The sequence below is a fragment of the Flavonifractor sp. An82 genome (genome assembly GCF_002159265.1).
Taxonomy (GTDB): Bacteria; Bacillota; Clostridia; order Oscillospirales; family Oscillospiraceae; genus Flavonifractor.
Genome location: NZ_NFHG01000002.1, coordinates 101,075 through 127,130, shown reverse-complemented (window position 1 = coordinate 127,130; position 26,056 = coordinate 101,075). Strand labels below are relative to the sequence as shown.

29 protein-coding genes and 1 pseudogene are annotated in these 26,056 nt (G+C 55.5%); 12 read left to right on the top strand and 18 right to left on the bottom strand.

Annotated elements, in window-relative coordinates; translation table 11 throughout:
* Positions 1–29: 29 nt before the first annotated feature.
* The 12 genes and pseudogenes from B5G34_RS04275 to B5G34_RS04225 all read right to left on the bottom strand — a co-directional run bounded on the left by B5G34_RS04275 (position 30) and on the right by B5G34_RS04225 (position 9,636).
* Positions 30–1,880 (bottom strand): ABC transporter ATP-binding protein, encoded by a 1,851-nt coding sequence (locus B5G34_RS04275; protein WP_087334600.1) that lies wholly within the window; start codon positions 1,878–1,880, stop codon positions 30–32.
* Positions 1,877–2,428: pseudogene (locus B5G34_RS04270) on the bottom strand (ABC transporter ATP-binding protein); the annotation flags it as partial. The pseudogene B5G34_RS04270 and the gene B5G34_RS04275, both read right to left, overlap by 4 nt.
* A 663-nt stretch (positions 2,429–3,091) precedes the next feature.
* The gene (locus B5G34_RS04265; protein ID WP_087334598.1) at positions 3,092–3,358 is read right to left on the bottom strand and encodes a Txe/YoeB family addiction module toxin; all 267 of its coding nucleotides are present in this window, start codon (positions 3,356–3,358) and stop codon (positions 3,092–3,094) included.
* The gene (locus tag B5G34_RS04260; RefSeq protein ID WP_007493621.1) at positions 3,348–3,626 is read right to left on the bottom strand and encodes a type II toxin-antitoxin system RelB/DinJ family antitoxin; all 279 of its coding nucleotides are present in this window, start codon (positions 3,624–3,626) and stop codon (positions 3,348–3,350) included. Before B5G34_RS04260 ends, B5G34_RS04265 begins: the two co-directional genes overlap by 11 nt.
* Positions 3,627–3,787: 161 nt before the next feature.
* Entirely contained in the window at positions 3,788–4,288 is a 501-nt protein-coding gene (locus tag B5G34_RS04255; protein ID WP_087334596.1) for a hypothetical protein, read from the bottom strand.
* A 720-nt stretch (positions 4,289–5,008) separates the two neighbouring features.
* Positions 5,009–5,551 carry an NADH peroxidase gene (locus tag B5G34_RS04250; RefSeq protein ID WP_087334595.1) on the bottom strand — a complete coding sequence of 181 codons (543 nt, stop codon included), beginning with the start codon at positions 5,549–5,551 and terminating at the stop codon, positions 5,009–5,011.
* Between the two features lie 146 nt (positions 5,552–5,697).
* Complete coding sequence (locus tag B5G34_RS18695; protein ID WP_162609417.1) at positions 5,698–5,868, bottom strand: hypothetical protein; 171 nt, start codon at positions 5,866–5,868, stop codon at positions 5,698–5,700.
* 13 nt (positions 5,869–5,881) lie between these two features.
* Positions 5,882–6,247 (bottom strand): helix-turn-helix transcriptional regulator, encoded by a 366-nt coding sequence (locus B5G34_RS04245; protein WP_087334593.1) that lies wholly within the window; start codon positions 6,245–6,247, stop codon positions 5,882–5,884.
* 228 nt (positions 6,248–6,475) lie between these two features.
* Complete coding sequence (locus tag B5G34_RS04240; RefSeq protein ID WP_087334591.1) at positions 6,476–6,919, bottom strand: Hsp20/alpha crystallin family protein; 444 nt, start codon at positions 6,917–6,919, stop codon at positions 6,476–6,478.
* Between the two features lie 311 nt (positions 6,920–7,230).
* The gene (locus B5G34_RS04235; protein ID WP_087334589.1) at positions 7,231–7,827 is read right to left on the bottom strand and encodes a cytidylate kinase-like family protein; all 597 of its coding nucleotides are present in this window, start codon (positions 7,825–7,827) and stop codon (positions 7,231–7,233) included.
* A gap of 61 nt (positions 7,828–7,888) precedes the next feature.
* Positions 7,889–9,151, bottom strand: coding sequence for an anti sigma factor C-terminal domain-containing protein (locus B5G34_RS04230; protein WP_087334588.1), 1,263 nt, complete (start codon positions 9,149–9,151; stop codon positions 7,889–7,891).
* Positions 9,148–9,636: a sigma-70 family RNA polymerase sigma factor gene (locus tag B5G34_RS04225; RefSeq protein WP_087334586.1), complete on the bottom strand. Its 489-nt coding sequence runs from the start codon at positions 9,634–9,636 to the stop codon at positions 9,148–9,150. Before B5G34_RS04225 ends, B5G34_RS04230 begins: the two co-directional genes overlap by 4 nt.
* A 278-nt stretch (positions 9,637–9,914) precedes the next feature.
* Here B5G34_RS04225 and gdhA point away from each other — a divergent pair, with 278 nt between their 5' ends.
* Positions 9,915–11,270, top strand: a complete 1,356-nt coding sequence (gdhA, locus tag B5G34_RS04220) for an NADP-specific glutamate dehydrogenase (RefSeq protein ID WP_087334584.1) — start codon at positions 9,915–9,917, stop codon at positions 11,268–11,270.
* A gap of 26 nt (positions 11,271–11,296) precedes the next feature.
* Here the strand turns inward: gdhA and B5G34_RS04215 are convergent, their stop codons facing one another.
* A complete protein-coding gene (locus tag B5G34_RS04215; RefSeq protein WP_087334583.1) occupies positions 11,297–11,740 on the bottom strand; it encodes a hypothetical protein in 444 nt (147 codons plus the stop codon).
* Between the two features lie 80 nt (positions 11,741–11,820).
* Between B5G34_RS04215 and B5G34_RS04210 the strand changes: the two genes are divergently transcribed.
* The 4 genes from B5G34_RS04210 to B5G34_RS04195 all read left to right on the top strand — a co-directional run bounded on the left by B5G34_RS04210 (position 11,821) and on the right by B5G34_RS04195 (position 15,700).
* Entirely contained in the window at positions 11,821–12,039 is a 219-nt protein-coding gene (locus B5G34_RS04210; protein ID WP_087334581.1) for a helix-turn-helix transcriptional regulator, read from the top strand.
* Positions 12,040–12,099: 60 nt separating this feature from the next.
* On the top strand, positions 12,100–13,683 hold the full coding sequence (locus B5G34_RS04205) for an FAD-dependent protein (protein WP_087334579.1): 1,584 nt from the start codon (positions 12,100–12,102) through the stop codon (positions 13,681–13,683).
* 102 nt (positions 13,684–13,785) lie between these two features.
* Positions 13,786–14,271, top strand: coding sequence for an RNA polymerase sigma factor (locus tag B5G34_RS04200; protein ID WP_087334577.1), 486 nt, complete (start codon positions 13,786–13,788; stop codon positions 14,269–14,271).
* Complete coding sequence (locus B5G34_RS04195) at positions 14,264–15,700, top strand: hypothetical protein (RefSeq protein ID WP_087334575.1); 1,437 nt, start codon at positions 14,264–14,266, stop codon at positions 15,698–15,700. Before B5G34_RS04200 ends, B5G34_RS04195 begins: the two co-directional genes overlap by 8 nt.
* A gap of 355 nt (positions 15,701–16,055) precedes the next feature.
* Here B5G34_RS04195 and B5G34_RS04190 read toward each other — a convergent pair whose 3' ends face one another.
* Genes B5G34_RS04190 through B5G34_RS04175 form a run of 4 tightly spaced genes read right to left on the bottom strand, consistent with a single transcriptional unit; the run spans position 16,056 to position 19,855 of the window.
* Positions 16,056–16,580, bottom strand: coding sequence for a DUF697 domain-containing protein (locus B5G34_RS04190; protein WP_087334574.1), 525 nt, complete (start codon positions 16,578–16,580; stop codon positions 16,056–16,058).
* A 23-nt stretch (positions 16,581–16,603) separates the two neighbouring features.
* Complete coding sequence (locus tag B5G34_RS04185) at positions 16,604–18,043, bottom strand: hypothetical protein (protein WP_087334573.1); 1,440 nt, start codon at positions 18,041–18,043, stop codon at positions 16,604–16,606.
* A gap of 11 nt (positions 18,044–18,054) precedes the next feature.
* Positions 18,055–18,894, bottom strand: a complete 840-nt coding sequence (locus tag B5G34_RS04180) for a hypothetical protein (protein WP_087334571.1) — start codon at positions 18,892–18,894, stop codon at positions 18,055–18,057.
* A gap of 34 nt (positions 18,895–18,928) precedes the next feature.
* On the bottom strand, positions 18,929–19,855 hold the full coding sequence (locus B5G34_RS04175) for a WYL domain-containing protein (RefSeq protein WP_087334569.1): 927 nt from the start codon (positions 19,853–19,855) through the stop codon (positions 18,929–18,931).
* A gap of 130 nt (positions 19,856–19,985) precedes the next feature.
* Here B5G34_RS04175 and B5G34_RS04170 point away from each other — a divergent pair, with 130 nt between their 5' ends.
* The 7 genes from B5G34_RS04170 (at position 19,986) to B5G34_RS04150 (ending at position 24,532) form a co-directional block, all read left to right on the top strand.
* Complete coding sequence (locus tag B5G34_RS04170; RefSeq protein WP_087334567.1) at positions 19,986–20,219, top strand: helix-turn-helix transcriptional regulator; 234 nt, start codon at positions 19,986–19,988, stop codon at positions 20,217–20,219.
* A gap of 170 nt (positions 20,220–20,389) precedes the next feature.
* Positions 20,390–20,686: a DUF6809 family protein gene (locus B5G34_RS04165; RefSeq protein ID WP_087334566.1), complete on the top strand. Its 297-nt coding sequence runs from the start codon at positions 20,390–20,392 to the stop codon at positions 20,684–20,686.
* A gap of 986 nt (positions 20,687–21,672) precedes the next feature.
* On the top strand, positions 21,673–22,002 hold the full coding sequence (locus B5G34_RS04160) for a hypothetical protein (protein WP_087334564.1): 330 nt from the start codon (positions 21,673–21,675) through the stop codon (positions 22,000–22,002).
* Positions 21,992–22,144 carry a hypothetical protein gene (locus tag B5G34_RS18690; protein WP_162609416.1) on the top strand — a complete coding sequence of 51 codons (153 nt, stop codon included), beginning with the start codon at positions 21,992–21,994 and terminating at the stop codon, positions 22,142–22,144. The genes B5G34_RS04160 and B5G34_RS18690 overlap by 11 nt, the downstream gene beginning before the upstream one ends.
* An 18-nt stretch (positions 22,145–22,162) precedes the next feature.
* Positions 22,163–22,336 carry a hypothetical protein gene (locus B5G34_RS18685; RefSeq protein ID WP_162609415.1) on the top strand — a complete coding sequence of 58 codons (174 nt, stop codon included), beginning with the start codon at positions 22,163–22,165 and terminating at the stop codon, positions 22,334–22,336.
* Positions 22,337–22,623: 287 nt separating this feature from the next.
* Complete coding sequence (locus B5G34_RS18680) at positions 22,624–22,800, top strand: hypothetical protein (protein ID WP_162609414.1); 177 nt, start codon at positions 22,624–22,626, stop codon at positions 22,798–22,800.
* 82 nt (positions 22,801–22,882) lie between these two features.
* Complete coding sequence (locus B5G34_RS04150; RefSeq protein WP_087334560.1) at positions 22,883–24,532, top strand: recombinase family protein; 1,650 nt, start codon at positions 22,883–22,885, stop codon at positions 24,530–24,532.
* Positions 24,533–24,645: 113 nt separating this feature from the next.
* Here the strand turns inward: B5G34_RS04150 and B5G34_RS04145 are convergent, their stop codons facing one another.
* Positions 24,646–26,010, bottom strand: coding sequence for a citrate/2-methylcitrate synthase (locus tag B5G34_RS04145; RefSeq protein ID WP_087334558.1), 1,365 nt, complete (start codon positions 26,008–26,010; stop codon positions 24,646–24,648).
* Between the last annotated feature and the right edge of the window lie 46 nt (positions 26,011–26,056).

Sequence of the window (26,056 nt, the reverse complement as noted above, 5' to 3'; positions counted from 1 at the left end):
GGAGTTGGGCATTTTTGTTGTCTGTGGGTTCAGCTGGCCTCGCTCTCCTCAAACTGAGCGTTGTACAGTCCGGCGTAGAAGCCGCCCTTGTCCAGCAGCTCCTGATGGGTACCCTGCTCCACAATGTCGCCGTCCTTCATCACCAGGATGAGATCGGCCTCCTTGATGGTGGACAGCCGGTGAGCGATGACAAAGGAGGTACGCCCCTTCATCAGGTTGTTCATGGCGGCCTGGATCAGATGCTCGGTACGGGTATCCACCGAGGAGGTGGCCTCATCCAGGATCAGGATCCGGTTGTCCGCCAGAATGGCCCGGGCGATGGTAAGCATCTGCTTCTGGCCCTGGGACACGTTGGAGGCGTCTTCGTTAAGCTCCATCTGGTAGCCCCCGGGCAGGGTCTGGATGAAGTGGTGGACGTGGGCTGCCTTGGCGGCGGCGATGACCTCCTCGTCGGTGGCGTCCAGCCGTCCGTAGCGGATGTTCTCCATGATGGTGCCCTTGAACAGCCAGGTGTCCTGGAGCACCATGCCGAAGGCCTCCCGCAGCTTGGTACGGTTGAACTCCCGCACGTCGTGGCCGTCCACCCGGATGGCGCCGCCGTCCACGTCGTAGAACCGCATGAGCAGCTTGACCATGGTGGTCTTGCCCGCGCCGGTGGGGCCCACGATGGCCACCATCTGGCCCGGCTTCACCTGGGCGGAGAAGTCGTGAATGATGGTCTTTTCCGGCACGTAGCCGAACTTCACGTGGTCAAACTCCACCGCGCCGGTGAGCTGGTCGGCGGGTACAGGGCAGGTATCAGTCCGGCTCTCCTCCTCCTCGGCCAAGAATTCAAAGACGCGCTCGGCGGCGGCGGCCATGGACTGAAGCATATTGGATACCTGGGCAATCTGGGTCACCGGCTGGGTAAACTGCCGCAGGTACTGAATGAAAGCCTGGATGTCACCTACGCTGATGGCTCCGGTCACTGCCAGCATGGAACCCACCACCGCCACGGCCACATAGCCCAGATTGCCCACAAAGGTCATGATGGGCTGCATCATGCCGGACAGGAACTGGCTGAGCCAGGCCGACTTAAAGAGGACGGCGTTGGTCTGGTCAAACTCCCTGACCACTTCTTCCTCCCGGTTGAAGGCCCGCACCACGCTGTGGCCGGAGTAGGTCTCCTCCACCTGGCCGTTGATCTTGCCCAGATACTTCTGCTGGGCCACAAAGTACTTCTGACTGTGCTTGACCACCAGCATCACCAGGGCTGCCGACACCGGCAGGATTACCAGGGCGATGAGGGTCATCAGCGGGGAGATGGTAAGCATCATCACCAGCACGCCGATGAGGGTGGTCACTGAGGTAATGAGGGTAGTCACCGACTGGTTCAAGCTCTGGCCCAGGGTGTCCACGTCGTTGGTGATGCGGGAGAGGACCTCGCCCACGGTGCGGGACTCAAAGTACTTCATGGGCATGCGATGGATTTTTTCCGAGATGTCCCGCCGCAGACCGTAGCAGGTCTTCTGGGTCACTCCGCTCATGATCCAGCCCTGGATCAGACCGAAGCAGGCGCTGATCAGGTAGAGAATGATCAGGATCAGCAAAATCTGACTGATCTTGCCGAAATCAATGCCGCCGGTCCCCTGGACCTTGCCCACCAGGCCGGTAAAGATCTCTGTGGTGGCCTGGGAGAGCACCTTGGGGCCTACAATGTTGAAAATGGTAGAGCATACGGCGAAGATGCCCACCAGGGCCAGCTGGAGCTTGAAGCGCCCCATATGGGAGAGCAGTTTCTTCACCGTACCTTTAAAATCCTTGGCCTTCTCGCCGGGCACACCCGGGCCTCTGTGGCCCATGGGCCCCCGGGGACGGACCGCTGTGTGTTTCTCACTCATGCGCCCACACCTCCCAATTCCGCTTCTGACAGCTGACTACGGGCAATCTCCTGATAGGTGGGGCAATTGGCCATCAGCTCCTCATGGGTGCCGATGCCCGCCACCTTGCCCTCGTCCAGCACGATGATCTGCTGGGCGTGGAGGATGGTGGAGATCCGCTGGGCCACGATGATGACGGCGGCGTCCTTCACCTGCTCACTGAGGGCCCGGCGCAGAGCCGCGTCGGTCTTGTAGTCCAGGGCGGAGAAGGAGTCGTCAAAGAGATAGACCTTGGGACTCTTGGCGATGGCCCGGGCGATGGAAAGCCGCTGCTTCTGGCCGCCCGACACGTTGGTGCCCCCCTGGGCAATGGGGGATTCGTAGCCCTCCGGCTTGGCGTCGATGAAGTCGTCCGCCTGGGCAATGGCCGCCGCCTGGCACATGGCCTGGTCGGTAATGTCCTCCCCACCGAATTTCAGGTTGCTCTCGATGGTGCCCGAGAAGAGCACCCCCTTCTGAGGCACATAGCCCAGCAGGCTGTGGAGCTTGTGGAGGGACAGGTTTCGGATAGGGTCAAACAGAGCTGAATGGTTTTCGCCGTGGTGACAAAGGCCCAAAACTTGAATAGACCGTTTGCCGTTACTATTTACCCATCGAGGTTGAGCGTGCATATACTCAAAAAAGGAAAAGAAGTCATCTCCATTGAGTAAAGTAATCTTTTCCTCATAGTTCATGCTATCCCCTGATGGCGGCAGGTTCTAATTTTCCATCTTTTGGCTTCCTTTCTTTGTAGATTTAAGCAAACAGTAGGAAGCGTGTTGCCAGCACTTGGCGTTGCTGCCCGGAAGCATAGAACGGAAGCGCTCTACAAGATGGAAGGCCGCAACGCCTTTATCCTACTGCTTGTTTAAGCCTACAAAGGGAATGATAAATTATAAATCTCTTTTTCCTTTTTCTGTAAATATTATAACATAAAAATTTTTTTATGTCAAAGAAACGGTTTCGGCCTCAAATTTGCCTCATTCTGCAACAAAGTTGTTGCCTTTACTCTAAAAGTTGTTGCTGGATAATTGGAAGTTGCCGCTACTTCTCAAAAGTTGTTTCAGAGTTGTCGGTTTTTCTTACAAGTTGAATTCTTGTGCGTGGAGATCTGGTTTTGAAAGTGTAGTTTCAATTTGGAGCGGAACCGGACAACAAAAAAGTGAAGCGGCTGGCAACTCCGCTTCACTCACTCAATCGTCATAATGGCCTTTGTATTGATAAACTTCGACCTGTCCATCGACCATACGATAAACAAGCCTGTTCGTATCGTCAATGCGTCGGCTCCAATAGCCTGACAAGATTTCCTTCAATGGCTCTGGCTTGCCAATCCCTTCAAACGGACTTCTGCAAATGTCCTTCAACAAGGCATTTATCTTTTTCAGCGTTTTTCTGTCCCGTCCCTGCCATGACAGGTATTCTTCAAACGCCTGTTCCGTGAATGTGATGTTAGTCCCCATCGGCAAGCTGCTCCAACTCGTCCATAGACTTGACTACCACCTTGCCCTGCCCGGCCTGCTTGATACTGTTGTCCAATGCCCGCATGTTGCTGTCGCTGTAAAATGGGTCTGCGTAAATCTCAAAGGGAATTTTGCCCTGCCGCAAGGTCTGGCGCACAAAGATATTAAAGGCCGTTGTCATGCTCATACCCATGTCGGCAAAGACAGCTTCGGCACGCTCTTTCAGGTCTTTGTCAATGCGGATATTGAGGTTTGTCGTTTCTGCCATTGTGACCACTCCTTTCTATGGCACTACTATTCTATTCCTTTTTACGCGCAATATCAATACTTTGCGCGTAAATTTACATAGTATTCATGTTTGAAAGTGCACTTTCAATTTGGAGCGGAACCGCAGATCACGAGCGGCTGGCAATTTCCCTCACAAGAAGGTCAAAGGGTAGGCCGGGAGTACCCCCGGTGGAACGGAACATGAAAGCACCTCTCGGCGGCGGGGGATGGTTCCGGGAAAATGCAGTTGTAATTTCTGGCGGCGGCTTTTCTTGGGTGTTTTCCCGACCGCTGATAAATTACGGAGAACACGACCGGGGACGGAATTAACTGCAAAAATGAGGCAGAGTAGGGACGGGCGGCGGCGTTCATTTCCTTCGCCTCAGCAGAGGTGCCCCGGAGCATTTCAAACTCGGCCATGATGGTCTTGTCCTTGTCGTCGTGGGCGGCAATGTACTTCTTCATGTAATCGTAGGTCAGGCCCTTGAAGTTCTCTTTGCTCTTGGCGGTGCTGGTCTTGACAATGACCTTGTAAGTGGGGTTGTCCCTGCGGGCCTCCTGGAGCGCCTTGTACTCGTCGGAACCGAAGCGGCTGGCGGCTTTCTCAAACTTCTTGGTCATCTCGATGGTGCGGGCCTTGTTGTTGATGGTCAGGTTAGTCATGGTAATAATCTCCTTTTTATAAATATTTTTTGTTTTTCAGGGCTTTGCTTCCCTGTTCTTTATGGTCTTATTATAGCAGGGGCGGGACAGTCGTAAGTCGTTTTATTGGTACTCACTCAACCTACCATAACCTCAAAGTCGGGGTAGCGGTTTCGATAAGTAAAGTACAACTGCGCCTCGGCGCTATTCAGAATGTGTACTCGCTCCATGAGTTTGCGGGGAACATAAATCTTTCGCTTGTTCAAATCGGCCCAAACCAAAATCATAATGCGCTCAGATTACATTTTTACTCTTCCTTTCTGTTCGTGAGGTTTTGTGTTCCTCATCTCTTTTGTGACTTTAGTATAGCATTTCCAGAATAGCCACGTGTCGTTATAATGGTACTGATGCTTTGAAGTAAAAGAAAAAGCACGGTCAAAAATCAACCGTGCTTTCCCTCAAAAAATGGCAGCTAAAAAGATGCCTGAAAGATGTTATTTTCCTGTTTCAAAGATGTATTTTTCTTGCCTTCAAGATGCTCTGAAATGCTTGTATTTCAATGGATTCAGGGGTATCATAGAGATACGAAATGGTACATGTTTGTACCACTTGAAGAGAGAACATGGGGCCTGAAAAGCTTCATGTACCATTTTTGTACAAGGAGATAAGAAAAAGAGAGGGAACCGGTTTCCCGATTCCCTCTCAAAAAGTGCTTGATTGTTGCGATTTATCCGGTTTAGATTAGCCGAAGTAGCGCTTCAGCAGGCCCTCGAAAGCCTTGCCATGGCGGGCCTCGTCGCGAGCCATCTCGTGCACGGTGTCGTGGATGGCATCCAGGTTGTGCTGCTTGGCCAGCTTAGCCAGCTCGGTCTTGCCGGCGGTAGCGCCGTTCTCGGCGTCAACACGCATCTCCAGGTTCTTCTTGGTGGAGTCGGTCACGACCTCGCCCAGCAGCTCGGCAAACTTGGCAGCGTGCTCAGCCTCCTCGTAGGCGGCCTTCTCCCAGTACAGGCCGATCTCGGGATAGCCCTCGCGGTGAGCCACGCGGGCCATGGCCAGGTACATACCAACCTCAGAGCACTCGCCCTGGAAGTTCTCACGCAGGCCCTGGATGATCTCCTCGGGAGCACCCTTGGCTACGCCCACAACGTGCTCAGAAGCCCAGGTCTTGTCGCCGCCCTGGAGCACGAACTTCTCCTTGGGAGCCTTGCAGATGGGGCAGAAATCAGGGGCGGAATCCCCTTCGTGAACATAACCGCAAACAGAGCAGACCCACTTTTTCATGTGATTTTCCTCCTAAATTGAATTTTTATTTTATTTGATCTTGGTTTAGCGGAAGTGCTAATCAGTAATGATTATCATTTCTGATATAAAGATAGCACAACTTAACTTTCCCGTCAAGTCTTTTTTTCAATTTAGAAAAAGTTTTTTCACAGCTCACCTTTTCTGCGGCGGGTATACTTTCGATGCCCCACCACCAGGATCAGAATACCTGCCGCCGCCAGGGCCGCGCCCACCACGATCTGTATGATGAGGGGCAGGTAAATGGCCCACGCCATAGAACCGATACCATTATAATAAAGCTCAAGATCAGCGCTCATGGTTTCCCCCTCCTTATCCTACCGGCAGACGCATCATCTGCAAAAAACTCACTGTAGTGATCAGCGACATCAGCCCCCGCACCAGCAGGTAGCCCCCCAGGGCCAGGGGCAGGATGCCCAGCAGATACCAGCGGGGCGGATTTTTTTCGGGAGCGCCCTTCTCCACAAACTGAGGGTCCGGCATGGCACCCAGCAAAAGCTGGTCGGTGGTGATCCCGAACAGCTTTGCCAAAGCCACTACCTTGTCCAATTCCGGCTGGGCGGCATCTACCTCCCATTTGCTGACCGCCTGCCGGGACACCCCCAGCTGCTCGGCCAGAGCCTCCTGGGACAGTCCGGCCCGCTTCCGATAGCTCTGAATCCGTTCTCCCAATGTCATATGGTTCGCCTTCCTTTCCTCCGGCCTTTCCGGATGATCCCAGCCTACCAGAACAGTCGGTTTCCTGCTATCAAGTCCGGCTGGAATTTCCGCAACCAGTGGTTGCGAAGGCACCCAAACGGTAAACCCATCATAACACAGAGGACAATATGGATTCAAGCGCTCTCTCCGTAAAGTTTTAAGCGAAAAAGCGCCCGCCGCAGCTGCGGCGGGCGCTTCCTGTACTGTTTACTCGATGGCGATGGTGTGATTCACAGGCAGCTGTTGGACCGCCTTGGGCAGAGTGATCTTCAGGATGCCGTCCTCAAACTTGGCGGACACATCCTTGGGCTCCACCTGCTCGCCCACATAGAAGCTGCGGCTGCACTGACCGGCATAGCGCTCCCGGCGCAGATAGCGGCCATTCTTCTCCTCCTCGTCCTTGTCCAGACCCTTGGCGGCGCTGATGGTCAGACAGCCGTCCTTCAGCTCCAGCTGTACCTCATCCTTTTTGAAGCCGGGCAGGTCCACATCCAACTCATAGGTGTTTTCAGTCTCCCGCACGTCGGTCTTCATCAGGTTCTTGCCGTGCTTGCCATACAGCGGGTTGTGGGCAAACATATCGGGCATTCTGTCAAAGGGATCCTGGAAAAAGTCGTCAAACAGATTCTCACCAAACAGGCTAGGTAACATAAGTCATACCTCCATTCATCATCGACGGCTCGTAGCTGGGGGGATGGAACCCTCGCGGTGGCGAGCTTCTGTTACCTGTTCCGGACGGCGGTGTACCGGCCGGATGTTTCGGTTCTTTTTTGTCCCGGGATGGGCTCCTGTTGGGCCCCTCTCTTAAGGACACCCTTATTATAACACCAGAATTAGCACTGTCAAGCCAAGAGCGCTAAAGTTCACACAAGAAACAATTTTTGTTCACAATTTATCCGATTTTTGGCCGCAAAAAAGCTGTACCCGCTGGGGCGCAGCGGGTACAGCTTCTGATCTCACATTTAGGGCGCTTCCGTAATGGCCTCGGCGGCGGCCCGGATGACCTCCACGGCGGCATCGATACCGATGCGGCTGTTGATGCACAGGTCGTACTCCCGGCTCTGGCCCCAGCGGCCGGTGGCAAAGTAGTTATAATAGGAGGCTCTGGCCTTATCCTGGCGCATGACAAAGCTCTCCAGATTGGCCTCCTGCACACCATACTCCTCCCGGGCCCGGCGGATCCGCTGGTCCAGGGGCGCGTTGATGAACACCTTGAGGCAGTTGGGCTGATCCCGGAGGATATAGTCGGCGCAGCGGCCCACAATGACGCAGGACTCCCGGGCGGCAGCCTCCTTAATGATCTTGGCCTGGGCAATGAACACCTGGTCGGGGACCGAAGGGGTCTGGACGCTGGTGTAGAGGTCGTAGAGGAAGCTGTTGGTGGGGCGCTGATGCTCGGCATTGCGGATGAAGTGCTCGGAGAAGCCGGTCTTCTTGGCCACGTCGGAGATCAGCTGTTTGTCGTAGAACGTGATACCCATGTCCTCGGACAGCTTCTTGGCGATGAGCCGTCCGCCGGAACCGTATTCACGACCAATGGTAATGACGATGTGTTTCATAAGGACACCTCCAATCCTGACTTTAGTATAATACAGTTGGAGGATTTCGTCAAAGTACTTTTTAGCGCTGGAATTCTGCTCTGGCGGAGTAGCGGGAGGGCAGGACCTCTTCCAGAGACAGGCCGTCGATCTCTCCTCTCTCCCACATCCGCAGCAGCGCCTTGGGCTCGGCGTATACCAGAGCGCCGCCGATCCTGACTCCGTGCTCCTCCACGTAACTCTGAGCGGCGTCAAAGTTCCACAGCGCCTCCTCATAGATGGTCCCCACCAGCGCCTCCACCGCCTCGGAGCGGTCCGCCGCATAGGCAAGTACACTCTGGAAATGGGTCTCCATCTGGTAGCCGCTGTTGGCGCCGCGGTTGTTCCCAATGGAATCAAACCCATTTTCGGCAAAGTATTGATGGTAATCAAACAGAGGATATGTCTCCCAGGCAGGCGATACCCTTGCCTGTTCCTTGGCAGCTTCTTCGGGGATCACACCCAGGAAATGACTCATCCGCCCTGTATCCTCATTAAAATCGGACACCCGCACCCCTGCCCAGCGGAAGAAGATCCGGTTGTCGCGGTCCAAATCATAGGATTCCGCCAGCTGTCCAAACTGCACGCAGGTCAGGTCCTCGGGGAAATGGACCCAAGCGGTAACAAAGGAGGTCTCAGGCAGCTGAGACAGATGGTCTATTTCATCCCCGGACTCTCTTTCCTCCTGGGACGCCGGGGCCACGAAATCCAACCAGCCCAGTTCATAGTTCCCCCACCTGCTCTGCATCTGAGTGTCGTAGGTACCGGGCCGCAGCTTCTGGGTCACCGGCAGCATGTCCCCCGTCAGTCCATCCTCCGTCTGATAGGTAAGCGTGTAGCGCCCAAAGCCCTCGGCGTCCACCTGAACGTCCATAGGCGTCTGCCCCGGCACCAGCAGCTCATAAAGGGCTGTCAGATCCACCTCCACATCATCTCCTGCGGCGTACCTCATAGCAGCTTCGGCATTCCGCTCCTCATCCTGCCCCACCGTCCGGACATTGGGCTGATAATAAAAGGAGGACACCAGAGGATTGACCACAAACTGCACCGCCAGCACCACTGCCAGCACAATGGCCGCCGCCCACAGGGCGGTGCGGCGCAGCCGTCTGTTCATCGTCCGCTTTACCTTCTTTACCTCCGCGCCGGAGTCAGACAGGGTCTCTCCCCCCTCCTCCAGCGCCTCCAGGCCCTCAGCCAGGTAGTCGGCAATGGCCTCGCTCTTCTCCAGCTCCGCCTCCACCATGGCCCGTTCGGCCTCGGTAGCGGTGCCATTTTTGTATTTCTCCAACAATTCCCGGAATGTCATAGCGCTCCCTCCAATCTGGTCTTGAGCTTTTTACGGGCCCGGCACAGCATGGTCCGGGCCGCGCCGGGGCTGATGCCCATGGCCGCCCCCACTTCTTTCAGGGACAATTCTCCATAATAATATAAGGTGATGATCTCCCGGTCCAAAGGGGCCAGCTGCTGCACCGCCCCATAGACCGTCCGCCGGGTCTCCTCCCGGATCAGGTCCTCCAGCAGGTCGTCCTCCCCCGTCAGCCGCTCCGGGTCGGGGGGCTCCCCGGTCAGGTGCCTTTGGCGGCGGCACTGGTCCAGCCACAGGTTGCGGCACACCTTGAACAGCCAGCCCTTCCAGCCGTCCTCTTCCCCCTCCAGGGAGAGAAGGGCCCGGCAAAAGGCCTCGCTCATCAGGTCCTGGGCCTGGGACCGGTCCTGACAGAGGGAAAACGCATAAAGATACAGCTCTCCGGCATATCGTTGATAGAGCTCCTCCAGGCTCCTGGGCTCCACGCTCCTCCCCCCTTTCACCTAAATAACGCACCAGGGCGCAATATGTTACATCTCGTCATTCCGTTGCACGCTAAAGTATAGATTGGTGCAATACTTGCCAGTTTTCACGAAACTACCCGGTGGTTTTTGCAACTTTATAATTTTCCCTTGCATTTTCTGGGATGACGCATTATAATAGCACCAACATGTTGGAGCGGATGTCTTTCACACCGCTCCCAGTGTATCAAAATCCGGTTGGTCCGTCCATAATGGGCCGCCAGGCAAAGGGGTTTGGCAACATGGCATTTACTTTTACCAATTCGTACCTGCAGGGCGTCTATGAGAGCGTCTGCGCCAAGAATACCCATGAGCCCGAGTTCCTTCAGGCTGTGGGCGAGGTGCTGGAGTCCCTCCAGCCCGTCTTTAACCAGAAGCCCGAGCTGGCCCGGGCCGGCGTCATCGAGCGTATGGTGGAGCCCGAGCGCAGCCTGCTGTTCCGTATCTCCTGGGTGGACGACCACGGCCAGGTTCAGGTGAACCGGGGCTACCGGGTGCAGTTCTCCACCGCCATCGGCCCCTCCAAGGGCGGCCTGCGCTTCCACCCCTCCGTCAACCTGTCCATCATCAAGTTCCTGGGCTTTGAGCAGGTCTTCAAGAACTCCCTGACCGGCCTGCCCATGGGCGGCGGCAAGGGCGGCTCCGACTTTGATCCCAAGGGCAAGAGCAACAATGAGGTCATGCGCTTCTGCCAGTCCTTCATGACCGAGCTGCAGCGCCACATCGGCCCCGACACCGACGTGCCCGCCGGCGACATCGGCGTGGGCGCCCGTGAGATCGGCTACCTGTTCGGCCAGTATAAGCGTATCCGCAACGAGTTCAACGGCGTGCTCACCGGCAAGGGCCTGAGCTACGGCGGCTCCCTGGCCCGTACCGAGGCCACCGGCTACGGCCTGTGCTACTTCACCAATGAGATGCTCAAGGCCGCCGGCAAGTCCTTCCAGGGCCAGAGCGTGGTCATCTCCGGTTCCGGCAACGTGGCCATCTACGCCAACCAGAAGGCCACCCAGCTGGGCGGCAAGGTCATCGCCATGAGCGACTCCAACGGCTACATCGTGGACGAGAACGGCATTGACTACAAGGTCATCAAGGAGATCAAGGAGGTCAAGCGGGACCGCATCAAGACCTACCTGGATTACGTCCCCACCGCCAAGTACTACGAGGGCTGCCAGGGCATCTGGACCGTTCCCTGCGGCATCGCCCTCCCCTGCGCCACCCAGAACGAGCTGCCCCTGGAGGGCGCCAAGGCTCTGGTGGAGCACGGCTGCTTCGCCGTGGCCGAGGGCGCCAACATGCCCTCCACCCCCGAGGCTGTGGCCTGGTTCCAGCAGCACGGCGTGCTGTTTGCTCCCGCCAAGGCTTCCAACGCCGGCGGCGTGGCTACCTCCGGTCTGGAGATGAGCCAGAACTCCATGCGCCTGAGCTGGAGCTTTGAGGAAGTGGACCAGAAGCTCCACGACATCATGACCAACATCTATCACAACACCGCCAAGGCCGCCGAGGAGTACGGCATGCCCGGTAACCTGGTGGCGGGCGCCAACATCGCCGGCTTCATGAAGGTGGCCGACGCCATGATCTGGCAGGGTGTTTCTTACTAATCTTGAAACAAAAATGGCATCCATCCTTACAACGGATGGATGCCATTTTTCTTTTCTGCCTCTTCCATACCCAATACACACATATACGCCGCTTCCTGTGTACGGCAATATGCTTCAACACGGCAGAACAGCTTCCAGAGCATAAACATCTCTTCACTATAGGATTTCATGACCCGTTCCACACTTTTACGTGCCTCCGCTGCCATTCTCTGCCCAGTTAGCAACTCACCCTCCGGCTGATTATCAGGGACTGTGCCGCATTCCATGGCACATCCCCAATTATAGTGTCTGTTGTATTGTTCCTCCCTCTGCTTTTCCAGCTGCACAAGAAAGGTTTTAAAATCCTCCGATATGGGGCCTTCGTTGCAAAAGAGATCTGCCAGTTCATCGTACAACTTCCAACAGATGCGGTATGTATGATTTTCACGGCTCATTTTTTCCTTGTACTCTTCCCGCATTTCCTGTATCATAGCATCACCCCAATCATAATAGGTCAATTTCACCATAATTTCAATAGGTCAAATCACCCATAATTATCTGGGGTGATTTTATGTCTCGTCTCAAAGACCTGCGTGAAAAACGTGGTTATACCCAGATTTATATGCAAATGAAAACCGGAATTAACCAAAGCGATTTCTCTAAGATCGAAAACGGAAAGCGCTATTATACCTTTGAACAGTGCAAGCGAATTGCACTTGCTTTAAATACCAGCATGGATTATCTGGCTGGCCTGACTGATGTGGAGGACCCTTATCCCCGCGCAGAATAAACGTAGGGGCGACCTTTATGGTCGCCCGCGCCCCCATCCTTTCTTACGAGGTACTGTACTATGCTCCGTATTCAAAATATCCCCCTGCCCATTGACGGCGGACTGGGCCAGCTGAAAAAGAAGGCCGCCCGCATTCTGGGCGTCAGGCCGGACGCCATCACCAGCCTGTCTCTGGCCCGGCAGTCCATCGACGCCCGGAAAAAAAGCGACGTCCACTACGTCTGCACCGTGGACGTAAGTGTGGCCGACGAGGGCAGGATCATGGCCCGGTGCCGGGATAAAAATGTCTCCCTCCACCAGAGCGCCCCCTACGTCTTCCCAACCGTGCGGCGCACCTCCTCCCTGCCGCCGGTGGTGGTGGGCATGGGTCCCGCCGGGCTCTTCGCCGCTCTCTTTCTGGCCCGGAACGGGCTGGCTCCCATTGTGCTGGAGCGGGGCCGCCCGGTGGAGGAGCGCACCGCCGACGTGGAACGATTCTGGTCCACCGGCATGCTGGACCCCGCCTCCAACGTCCAGTTCGGCGAAGGAGGCGCGGGCACCTTCTCCGACGGTAAGCTGACCACCGGCACCCACGATCCCCGGATCTCCACCGTGTTCCGCACCCTGGTGGAGGCGGGAGCTCCGGCGGATATCCTCTACCAGCACAAGCCCCACATCGGCACCGACGTGCTGCGGGATGTGGTGAAAACCATCCGGCTGGAGCTCATCCGCCTGGGCTGTGACGTGCGCTTCGGCCACCAGCTCACCGGCCTCACCCTCCGGGACGGAGCAGTAGCCGGCCTCACCGTAACAGGCCCTCAGGGGCCCTACGACCTGCCCTGTGACGCTCTCATCCTCTCCCCTGGCCACTCCGCCCGGGACACCTTCCAGATGCTCCACGAGGCCGGGGTGCCTATGGAGCAGAAGGCCTTCGCCATCGGCGTGCGCATTGAGCACCCCCAGAGCGCTATTTCTCAGGCCCAGTTTGGGCCCGCCTGGGAGAAACTACCCGCCGCCGACTACAAGCTGGCCTGCCACCTGCCTAACGGCCGCTCCGCCTTCACCTTCTGCGTCTGCCCCGGCGGCCAGGTAGTAGCCGCTGCCTCGGAGGAGGGGCGGCTGGTGACCAACGGCATGAGTCACCGGGCCAGAGACGGTAAAAACATCAATGGCGGCTTCCTGGTGGGGGTCAGCCCCGCCGACTTCGGCTCGGAGCATCCTCTGGCGGGCGTGGCCTTCCAGCGGCACTGGGAGGAGGTTGCCTTTCAGCTGGGCGGCGGCAACTACCACGCCCCGGCCCAGACGGTAAAGGATTTCCTGGCCCGGCGTGCCTCCAAGGCTCTGGGGTCCGTGGCGCCCACCTACCGGCCCGGAGTTACCCCCACCGATCTGGACCGCTGCCTGCCCGGCTACGTCACCGACACCCTCCGGGGGGCGCTGCCGGTCTTTGACCGCAAGCTCCACGGCTTCGCCGCGCCGGACAGCCTGCTCACCGGCGTGGAGACCCGTTCCTCCTCTCCGGTGCGTATTCTTCGGGGAGAAAATTATCAATCCGTTATCACCGGACTCTATCCCTGCGGGGAAGGAGCAGGCTACGCAGGGGGAATCACCTCCGCCGCCGTGGACGGTATCCGGGTGGCCGAAGCAGTTGCCGCACAGCCATAAAGTAAATTTCGCCGCCGCATTGCTGCGGCGGCGAAATTTTTTACTTCCGATGCAATCATTGGCCCTTCTCAGGTGTGTACAGGGCAGAAAGGAGAGAGCGCCATGGCCATGCAGCTCCGGGGGGACGCCCCCTTCTCCTACGCAATGGAACACCATCTGGACACCGTATACCGGGCGGCCTGCCACAACGCCCCCACCATACAGGATGCGGAGGATGTGACCCAGGAGGTCTTTGAGGCCCTGCTGCGCAGCGGCAAGGGCTTTCAGGACGGGGAGCATCTGAAGGCCTGGCTGCTGCGGGTGACCATCAACAAGTGCAAAAATCTCCGCCGGGCCAAGCGCAGCGGGGAGGTCCCCCTGCCGGAGCAGTTTCCTGCCCCAGCCGGGGAGGACGGCTCGGTGCTGGACGAGGTGCGCGCCCTGCCGGATCCCTACCGCAACGCCATCTATCTGCACTATTTTGAGGGCTACACCGCCGCCGAGATCGGGGAGATTCTGGGGGCCAAGCGGAACACGGTGCTGTCCTGGCTCTCCCGGGGGCGGCAGGCCCTGCGGGAACGGATGATCGGAGGCTTTGAGGATGAATAAGACGGATTATCTGGCCCAGGTCAAGGACCTCCACGCCTCTCAGCAGCTGCGTGAGCGGATCGCCGCCCTTCCCGCTGCCCGCAGACGCTCCCGGCGATTCAAGCCCTGGATGGGGGTGTGCGCCGGTCTGGCGGTGATAGTGCTGGGCGGGGCCTGGCTGCTGCCCCGGATAGGAGGCAGCAGCGGCGGAGGCGGGGCTGGTCATGACGAGGCCTCCACCTTCATGTCCTACGCCGGGCCCATTTTCCCCCTGACCACGCTGGAGGATGTGGGACTGACCGCCCAGCGGCACATCACTCTGGACTTTGCTCCCTGGCAGGACGGGAAAAGCACCGACATCCAGGTAAAAGACTCCTATGTGCTCACCAACCCCACCGATACCGACCAGACCGTTACCCTGGTCTATCCCGTTGCCGGGAGGTTCTATGAGCTCTATCCCGTTACCTTGACGGCAGACGGCACGGAGCTGGAGACCACCATCTACCCCGGTGTAGGCGGGAGCCAGCACATGGAATCCTGGGAGGAATACGCGGCAATTGTGGCGGACGGAGATCTGACGGCCGCCCACCAGGAGGCCCCCACCCTGGATACCCCGGTGACGGTCTATTCCTTCACCGATTTTGTCCTGCCGGAGAGCGACGCCCCCGCCCCCACCCTGGCGGTGACCTATCCCTGGTCGGAGAGCAGCCCCGCTGTATTGACCTATGGCTTCAATGGAGGCGCTCTTGACCAGGAAGCAGGCTGGGCCCAGCGTCAGTTCTCTCTGCCCGATTCCAACTCGCCCCATGCCGAGGATCCCCGTCTGCTCATCGTAGTGGGTGATCCACTGGAAGACTACACCCTTCAGGGCTACCGGGACGGCGGCTGCGACCCCGGTGAGGAGCTTGCAGGCGTCACCGCCACCGTCACCCAGTACCAATCCACACTGAGGGAGGTGCTGGACGCCCTGTGCCAGGGGCCGAACACCTTGGATCAAAAGTACGGAAAACCAATGGGCGTTCTTGCACTTCCCAGAGAAGTATTCTTCGACACCCTCTGCAAGAGCTTTGGAACCTCCATCCCGTCCAACATGACGATGCTGGAGATGGTATTTGAATGGTGCAACATCCAGGAACGCATTTTTTACGGGGAGGCTACCCTCACCATCCCCGCCGGGGAGCGTGTCACGGTGGAGTCCTCCTTTACCAAGGAAGGCAGCTACGACTTCGTGTGCGCCCACACGGAGAACCGCGGAATCTACGGCTATGATCTTCTGACTCAGATGGGTTCCAATCTGAGCTGTACAGAGCAGACCGCCACTCTGGAGGACCACGGACGAATCCGGATCGTCCGGCAGAATTTCGGCTTTGACCTGAAACAGGGGATCAAAACCGTCACCCTGGATCCGTCGACCGAACACTACTACCTGGAGGTCCGCAGAGCCAATTGAGCAAAAAAGAGCCGCCCTAAAGGAGCCCCCGCAAAAGGACAACAAAAAACCAATTTTGCGCATCAGCGTGGAAGAGCCTGCGGAAAATCCGCAGGCCCTTCTTTTTGCGCACGTCAGAAAAGGGCGAAAACAGCCGGTTAACTGTCCTCGCCCCCGCTATTTGAAAAGTGCTGCGAAAAACGATCTCTCGATACGGGTTAAGCCCCATAGGTACACAATGTGCACCTATGGGGCTTAACGCTGTGTACGGGAAACGCCTATGGATGCGAACAAATTGCATCCACAGGCGTTTATACTTTGCACGTGAGGTCTTAACGGTAATGCCGCCTCAGTAAAATATTTCTTTTCAGAACTTTTATTTTTTACTTTTTTTCATCTGCTCCTTAAATGCCTTTTTCAGCATCTCTCGGCCTTCCTTTTTGGTCAAGGCATTTTGATCCAACTTTCCCATTTTTATTGCTTTGCAAACCTCAATATAGGCTTTGCCAAGGGCAAGCGTGATCACACCCGCTGTACCGGCAGACACAGCTCCGCCGGCTACTGAACCTGCGCCAGGAACCAGTTTCATCAGATTAGATGCTACAGTCTTACCAATCACAGTGGCTCCACTGACACCAAGAGCCGCAACCACCAGAGATTGGAGTGCATCGCGTTGGATATTAAATCCAAACACCTTATTAATGGCAATCATCATGGCTACTTGCTGGCCAACCAAAAGCGGAGCGTCGGCAAATGGAATCGGCACAGCGCCTGTAGCTGTAGTGCTTGCTACAAATCCCAGCACGATATTGTTTGCTTTCTCAAACATCTCCCTATATTTGTAGCCTTGAAGCTCTTCCAGCAGGTCATCCTCATAATCGCATTTATTGGTAGTTTCCATGGCGTTTTCCTCCTGATTTATGTTTAATTCAGAAAATACTGGTCAATATCCCGTTTGTTCCGCAGAACTTTTTTCGGAGTCACACCGACATAATCGGCCAATACGATAGAACCATCAAATGCAATGTTGACATCTGGGTCAAACGCAAGCTCCAACATAGATGAAAATCTTTCCATTTCTTTCTTTAACATTGCGAGGAGCTTGTAATACCGTTCATCCAGCGTTTGATTTAGTGCGGCAAAACTCTCCTGATAGGCTTGGATCAGTATTTGCTCTTTCTCGCTAAGATTGTCCTTGGCAATCTGATACATGAACATCCCGGCAACATTTCCAATCATGGCTCCCAGAACGGGAATTGGGATCGCCACCTGGCCCAGCATTGCAGAAACAGCACTAATTGACACATCCAGGCACAGGATTTCGGAATTTTCAACAAACTCCTCCGCCGAAATTTCGCCTCGGCGGAATTTGATTCCCTGACCCGTTACGCCGAAAGCTGCTGTGACAAATGCATTTGCAACCGCAGCCGGTGTAGCAGTGAAGTTTGTCATTGCGTAAACGGTTCCACCACGGATTGCACCTTGAACAGTTCCTTTTGTGGTGTCAATGCCGATCTCCTTCCAGTCCTCCGCAGTAAACTCCGAAAGGCGTTTGCCCTGTTTGTGTTTCTTCCATACGCCAAGGCAGAATGTCATACCGCCTTCCATCGCTGCAGAGATTCCAGCTGCCTTGACACCTTCCTGCAATGTGGGCTTGCTGGCCTCATATGCTTCATTACGACGACGCTGATCCTCCGCTTTAATGTTGTTTTCTTCTTGCTGAATGGTTTTGCCAATTTTTCCGGCCTGTACGGCTGAATAATCTAAAACCGCAGGTTCTAAATCACTTGGAGAAACTCCAGTTTCCTCAAAGAAGGTATGAATCCACTTCCACAATTGATATGTACTGGTAGATTCCTTCGCTGCTTCTTCCTGAGAAAGCGCCAAAATCCTTTGGAGGTCGTTATAGAAATCTTTCGGAATTTGATATTTTCCGCCATTTCGAATAAAATCAGGGTATTGCTCCAAATGGGCTTTGACAGCCTCAAGGCCGAAATGCCCCCCGGATCGCACAAACTTTTGCTGAATTTCTGTACCATTTCTGAGAATGTCTGCAGGGCCATTGTTATTGATCCACTCGCAGACCGCGTCTAATCCTTTTATCAGGTTACGTGCGTTTTCAATGCCAACCTCCGCAGTCTCTGCGATAAAGCCATGCATTCCTTTTGCGCCGCCCCGATTGTTTTCAATCAAGGCAGCAATATTGACCTTCATCTTCTGAAGTTCGGCCAACGCCTGCTCAAGATTCATATTTTGTGAGGTCAGCTTTGCCAGAAGTTCGTTCAACCGCAACTGATTTAGATAATCAACCCATGCAGCAACACCCTGTTCCTGCGTGCTTTTTACAATTTGCGCGACATCCATACTGAATCCTCCTAAATGGTCTTGTTCAGCATTTCAGCTAACGCCAGAGTACTGTTAACCATAGCACCAAGACGGTATTGCTCTTTCTCAGACAGTTCCAGATAATTTGCATCCCTTAAAAGTGTGTTTGCCCGAGACATATCTCGCAAATCATCCATCAACATAACCGTTTCATCTATAAGATGCTGAATTTTGGCGCTGGATTCGTTGACCTCTGCCCCAGCAATGGTAATTTTCTTCGCTTCAGCAATTGCCTCATCTGCAATCTTCTTGTTTTTATGCCCTAATGCAACTACAGATGCTGCCGTGGTTACCCCGGTTATTCCCCAGCCAATGGGCCCAGCTAAGGCTAAGAGAGCTTGGCCACCTGCAACTCCTGCTCCCCCGGCAGACAACGCCCCACCGCCCAACCATGCCAGCGCCGCTTTTGTTGCTGCTGCACCAGATAATGTGGAGATTGCAGTTCCAGTGGAGGCAGTTCCGAAGGTGGTGGCCACCCACATGGCGGCAGAAGGTGCCATACTCGCCACAGCGGCTCCGCCAGCCACTCCGGCGGCAACGCTAATACCAGATTTCACAGCGGCTTTCATTGCTTCTGCGGCATACTCTTCTGCATCTCGAAACTTCTTTTGTTCAGCCTGAATATCAGAAATTGTTTTTTCAAATTCCTTTGGCTTGTTTGCGATACTATTGAGTAAAAGCTCTATTTCTTGGATCAACTTTACACTATCTTGCCGTAAGGAATAGAGTCGGGACCCCGTTTCCTGCATAGTTTGGTATGTATTATTGTACTTTTCCACTGCGTGTTCATAAATTGAAAGAGCTTCCTTTTTGGCCTTCGTATAAAGCATACTATACCCACTCCTTAATAAATTAGATTGTTCTTCAAATAAGAATAATATAGTTTCCCTGGCTCCTCAGCCACATCTCAATGCCCTTGCCAAACACCTCAGCCTCCAAAGTCCAGCCCTCCTCGTCTTGCTCCACGATCTTCGACGTAGGCAGACGATCCAGCACGGCCTCAATGGATGGACCAGTATATTTAAACCGGATACGTTCCAGTTTGCCACCGTACATAAACTGCACCCGCTTACGGAACTCCCCCTCCTGAAAGCGATCCTTGTATGGAACTTGGAAGTGCTCATCCAGAACTATGAAAGACTTGATCCGGTCAATTCGATAAATGGTGGGAAACAAATCATCCGGGTTATCAAATGTGCTCTTATCTTCCAGAAATGCTGTCAGGTAGAAGTAGTATTCTGAGAACATGATACCCACCGGCAGCACTCGGCGGCGCACCAGCTTCGGCTCCTTCATGCGCTCGTACTCGATCTCCAGTACCCGGTGATCCTGTACCGCTTGGCCGATCTCCCACAGGCCAGGGAGAATGTGCTGACCATGATGCGGCTCAATATAATGGTGTTTCTCGTTGGCCAGCAGTTCTGCTACCGCACGCTTGCTCTGTTTCGGTACACAGCAGGAGATGAGCTTGTCCAGAATCGGCAGCATCTCATCCCGGCGCATGGAGCGGCTCTCAAGTAAGATCTTACATACCGCAAGGATCTCACTGTTATTGAGCAGCGGCAGAGCAGGCTGCTCCAGCCGGTAACCTCTTTCCTGCTTGTCGTAGACGATATCCTGCCGCAGCCCCTGTTCAGCAAAAAAACAGCGCAGCGATTCCATGTCACGCTGGATGCTTCTCTCCGTGACATGAAATTGCTGCGCTAATTCTTTTTTGGGGAGAACATCGCCGCTGACCAGCCTGGAATAAATCTGCAGCAGACGCTCCGACTTTACCAATGTGCCGTCCATACGATCCTCCATGAATAATCATGTGCTCACAAGCACATATTACTATCTAAAAAATATAATAATATATTTTATAGCTCATGTCAATTTCTGTCGTGATTCGCTACCATAGTTGCATATGGAGGAATCAACTATGAAATCCATCTACACTGAACAATACCGTCAGATCGGGTTAAAGATTGCCTACTACCGAAAGCTCCGGGGACTGACCCAGGAAGAACTGGCGGAGCAGGTCGGTCTTACCCCTGCTTATATCGGCCACCTGGAGGCACCTAACATCTCCAAAGCACTGTCTTTGGACACTTTGTTTGACATTGCTGCCGTACTGGATGTGGCACCGCAAAAATTTCTGACTTTTGAGGACTGATGTCAAGCTCATTATAGCATACGTCATGGACACTGGCTGTCACCCACTTCTCCTTTTTGAGTTTTTTATCAAAAAATGGTCATATTTTTTGGTACAGTACAATATCTGTTTTTAGCTGGATATTCTGCCGCTTTTGTGCTATGGTGTCTTGCTGACAGGAGGCAGGACATATGAACGACACCCTGAAACTATTGTATGATAGATTCTACACACCTTTGCCCATGGAGGAGGCCGAGCAGGAGATCGATGACTGCCACCGACAGCTCATCGAGCGGCTGGAAAAGCCAGAGAGAAAATTAGTATTGCGGATCATTGATACCCAAAATCTAATCGCGGAGGAACGATCCATAGACAGCTTTCTCTGCGGATTCAAATTGGCCTGGGAACTCTCAAATGAACTGAACCACTACAAAAGCAGACATCCGTCTCGGTGCGATAAGACCGAAATGGATGTCTGCTTTGATTGATTGTGCGAAAAACTCTATGTGAGAAGAAAAACCGGCAAAACACGCTACCTGACAGTATCCCTTTCTCTTACGCAATTTAGATCCGCTTTCAATTTCTCCAGGATCAGGTCTTTCTCCTCAAGTGTCCGTGATTTTTTATAGCTCTTCAGCGCCTGATCTTACAATCGCTCCGCGTTACGGATCCAGTTTTCGAACTCCGGCCTGCTCATGGTACCCTTGCGTGTGCGGGCAAAGTACATCTTTTCTACCAGTTCCGGTTGGTAACCTTCCGGCTCCAGTACGGCGTACTGAATGTTCGCCTGAGGAGCATCGATCTGGTTATCCTCCCCTAGGTCACATAGGTCTCGCAGGTTTTGGCATACGTGATGACGCCTGGTTTGAGGCGGATGGGTGGGTGTTCCGCTCGTCGGTATACTTGAGTGTGTGACCATTCTTTGTGTGGTGAGGTGACAAATCGTGCTCTGCCGCGCATGGCACCGCCGCCTCTGGCGGCGGTAAAACGCCTGCCCTGAAGGGCAGGCGTTTCACGCAAGCATAGCGCAAATGTACATTTTGCGCGCTTGCAGGGGAAACCCCTGTCCCCGATGCCGCCTTCGGGCGGAACTTTTCGGCAAGGTTGCCGGAAGGTCGTCTGAGCTTAGATCGGGTTTGGTGAAATCATCAAATCCGATCTCATTTGAATATTTGGCAATTCCGGCGGCAGTTCATTGCGCTGAAAATAGGGTCCGGCAACCTTGCCGGACCCTATTTTCACCTGCATCAGGATGTCGTTTTTTCACTAAACTGTCTACATGATTGGGTACATTATAATCCGTACAAGGGTGTCCATGTTAGCACCCTAGAGGTCAAGAAATCCAGGGCAGGGTGCATCATGAGACCCCCCATTTTTCTTTTTTAATGCGGACACAGACTGTCCGCATTATCTGTTAGGATGGGTGCGAGAACCGGGGATGGACCTGGAGCCGTCTCCCGAGAGGAGGAGCAACATGAACACACAAACACACCGCACCTGTATCCGGATGAGCCAGGAGGAATACGACCTGCTGAAAGAGAAAAGCAGGGCTGCCGGACTGTCCGCCAACGCCTGGCTGATGAGAGAGCTGGAGCGAAACCGCCCTATACTCTACCGGGAGAAAGAGACGAGAGCGGCCATCGCCTTTGCGGATGAGGCTGGCCGGGACATCAACGCCGTGGCCAGGGCATTCAACAGCGGCTGCGGCACCGCCCAGCAGCTGGGCTTTTCCGTCCGCCGCCTGGCCCAGGTGGTGGAGCAATTCCGGCAGGTGAGAAAGCTGGGGTACCCCTATGCGGTATAAACACAAGCCACGCCCACCTATGCGGGACAACAGCTGTTCTCTGTCCGTCCGCATGACGGAGGAGCAGTACCAGCGGCTGTGCCGCTATCTGGCCATCACCAGACTGCCGGTCACAACTTATTTCCGCAAGCTGATCAAGTAAACCACGATCCACGCCCGAATGCCTAGGCAGAAGATAGACCCGCATCCCGCCGTAAACCATATCTACTCCAACATCCGGCAGATCGCCCGCTGCCCAAAGGCCAGAGAACTCGCCCCGGAGCAGATTGCGCAGCTGGAGTTTCTGGCGGACAAGCTCTGTGAGGAGTACTTCCTTCTCTCCACCCAGCAATAGCCTCTGTAAGGCCACAGGAGGCCCCGTGTGGCCTCGCAGGCCCAGAGGGGGGATAGGTATGGCCCCAGAGAGAAACTGGGCGCTTTCAGCCGAATCGTCAGGAGCGTCACTTTTATGTCACAGGAGCAGAAAATTGCCTTTGACAATAGTGTCAAAGGCGATCCGCGGGAGGAGCGGAATATACCACAGAGCCGGGAGACCGCTTTTGATGAAATCACCAAAAGCGCTGCCCAGCAAGGTTTGGCAAAGTTGCCGAACCTTCCCGACCAGAGATGGAGGAAACGAAAATGTCAGAAGAAGCGAAAGATGATGTTCAACAGGTAAAAGCGGAACGCCTTCAGCGCTCCCATGGGCGGCTTATCCGTGTGGTGTCTGTGTTCCCGCAGCAAGGCAGCGCCACCCCGGAGGACAAGCTGAAAGCCCTCATCAACCTGGACGCGCAGCAGGGAAAGCTGTGTGCCTAAAGGGCTGGACATTGCCCAGGCTTTGGGGTATTGTGTAGGCGCGATGCGCTGAATCGGTTTGACGAGAAAAAAGGAGGGCTGTATGAAACAGTCAAACCAGAATGAGATCACCGCCCTGTATTGCCGTCTCAGCCAGGATGACGGGGCGGACGGAGAGTCCAACAGCATCCAGAACCAGCGAAATATCCTGGAGCGGTACGCACGGGAGCACCACTTCCCCAATCCCCGCTTTTATGTGGATGACGGCTATTCCGGGGGCAGCTTCAACCGCCCCGGCTTCCAGCAGATGATGACGGATATGGAAAGCGGGAAGATCCGCACCATCATCACCAAGGACCTGTCGCGGCTGGGACGCAACCAGCTCCACACGGGGCTTTACATCGAGGAGCGGTTCCCCATGTTCGGCGTGCGCTACATCGCCATCAACGACAATGTGGATACCGACCGGAGCGAGAGCACAGAGCTGATGCCCTTCAAGAACCTATTTAACGAGTGGTTCATCCGGGACACCAGCCGGAAGATCCGGGCGGTGCAGCGGGCCAAGGCGGAGCGCGGGGAGCGGCTGGGCACCAGAGCGCCCTACGGTTACCGCAAGGACGAGCAGGACCGCAAGAAGCTGGTGGTGGACGAGGAGGCCGCCGCCGTGGTGCGCCGTATTTTCGCCCTGTGCGCCGCTGGGCAAGGACCCAGCCAGATAGCCCGACTGCTGAAGCGGGAACAAGTGCTATGCCCTACGGCCTACGCTTACAAAACCTTTGGCGTTGCCCATAGCAGTCTGAATTTGAATGATCCCTATGGGTGGTCCGACAGTACGATTGCCAACATGCTGGAGAATGAGATTTACCTGGGCAACACCATCAATCTCCGGTACAGCACCCGTTCCTACAAGGACAAGCGGAAAGTGGAACATCCCAGGGAGGAATGCATGGTGCTGGAAAATACCCACCCCGCCCTGGTGAGCCGTGAGGTCTGGGATATCGTCCAGCGGGTACGCCAGCACAAACGGCGACCTACCAAGATGGACGAGCAGAACAAGTACTCCGGGCTGGTGGTGTGCGCCGACTGCGGAAGCACCATGGTGCTCCACCGCGCCCATACCATGAGCCGGTCCTACAACCACTTCACCTGCCGGACTTACAAGAAGGACGGCACCCTCTGCACCGCCCACTATATCCGGGAGTGTGTGCTGGATGACGTGGTTCTGGAGGATCTGCGGCGGGTGACAGCAATGGCCAGGGAGCACACCCAGGAGTTTGCCGCATACATCGGCAGCAGACAGTCTGCGGAGATCCGAAAAGAGATGCGTGGGCTGGAACGGGAATTGGCCGCTATGAAGAAGCGGAGTAAGGAGCTGAACAGCATCTTCAAGCGCCTTTATGAGGACAGCGTCCTGGGGCGGATCACAGCGGAGCAATTCCAGACGCTCTCCGGCAGCTACACCCAGGAGATGGAAGCGCTGAATAAGACCATCCCAGAAAAGGAAACTGCCATTCAGAGGCTGCGGGAGCAGGTGTCCGGCACAGACCACTTTATCTCCCTGGCAAAGCGATACACAGACATCCAGGAGCTGACACCGGAGCTGCTGCGGCTGTTCATCCGAAAGATCGTGATCCACGAAAAGGACGTGAAGTGGAGCAAGCACGCTCAGCAGACGGTGGAGATCCACTACAATGACATTGGCTGTGTGGAACTGCCACAGCCGAAAGGTCAGTCCACCGCCAAGGGTGCGTGAGACAAAAAGAAGTCCCCGGCAGATACTGCCGAAGCAATATCTGCCGGGGGTTCAGACACCTGCAAAGTTACCCCTGTCAGGGGGAACCAAAAGGGCGGCTCTTTTGTTGTTGTTCAGCGCTGATCCATAGGCACATAATCCGCATGGCTGCCCACATACTTATAGGCAGGACGGATAATTTTACCCATATTGATAAGCTCCTCGATGCGGTGGGCAGACCAGCCGGCGATACGGGCCATGGCAAAGATGGGGGTGTACAGCTCCAGAGGCAGGTCCAGCATGTGGTACACAAAGCCGGAATAGAAGTCCACGTTGGCGGACACGCCCTTGTACATCTTCCGCTCCCCGGCAATGACCTCGGGACCCAGCCGCTCCACCAGGGAGTAGAGCTCGTACTCCTCGTTGCGGCCCTTCTCCCGGGACAGCTTCTCCACAAAGGAGTGGAGCAGGTTGGCACGGGGGTCGGACAGGGAATAGACCGCGTGGCCCATGCCGTAGATCAGGCCCGCCTTGTCAAAGGCCTCCTTGTTGAGCAGGGCCTGGAGGTAGTGGCGCACCTCGTCCTCGTCCTTCCAGTCCCGGACGGTCTCCTTCATATCCTCAAACATCTGCACCACCTTGATATTGGCGCCGCCGTGCCGAGGACCCTTCAGGGAGGCCAGGGCGGCCGCCATGCAGGAGTAGGTATCGGTACCGGAGGAGGTGACCACATGGGTGGTGAAGGTGGAGTTGTTGCCGCCGCCGTGCTCGGCATGGAGGGTCAGACAGATATCCAGCACATGGGCCTCCCAGAAGGAATAGGAGGAGTCGGCCCGCAGCAGGGTGAGGATATTCTCCGCCGTGGACAGCTCAGGCCGGGGGGCGTGGATATACAGGCTGCTGCCGCTCTTGTAGTTCCAGGCCTGATAGCCGTAGACGCTGAGCATGGGGAACAGGGAGATGAGCTGGACGCACTGGCGCATCACATTGGGCAGGGAGATGTCGTCGGCCCGGTCGTCGTAGGAGGCCAGGTTTAGCACGCTGCGGGCCAGGGAGTTCATAATGTCGTGGCTGGGGGCCTTGAGGATGATATCCCGCACAAAGTTATTGGGCAGGGAGCGGTAGTAGGACAGCTGCTTGGTGAAGCCGTCCAGCTCCTCCTTGGTGGGCAGCTTGCCCAGCAACAGCAGGTAGGCGGTCTCCTCAAAGCCGAAGCGGCCCTCCTTCAGGGCGCCGGCCACCAGATCCTCCACATCTACGCCCCGGTAGTACAGCTTGCCCTCGCAGGGCAGCTCCTGGCCGTCCACTACCTTCTTGGCAACAATATCGGAGACCTCGGTGAGGCCGGCAAGCACGCCCTTGCCGTTCAGGTCACGCAGGCCCCGTTTCACATCATACTTTACGTAATCGCCCGGGTCGATCCGGCTGTTTTCCTTAGACATGCCCGCCAGGGCCTCGATCTCAGGCGTAATGTTGCAATAGTTGGGATTGCTTGCCATAAAAAACCTCCATTCTCTTCACTCACCGGGGAATCTGCCCCCTTGT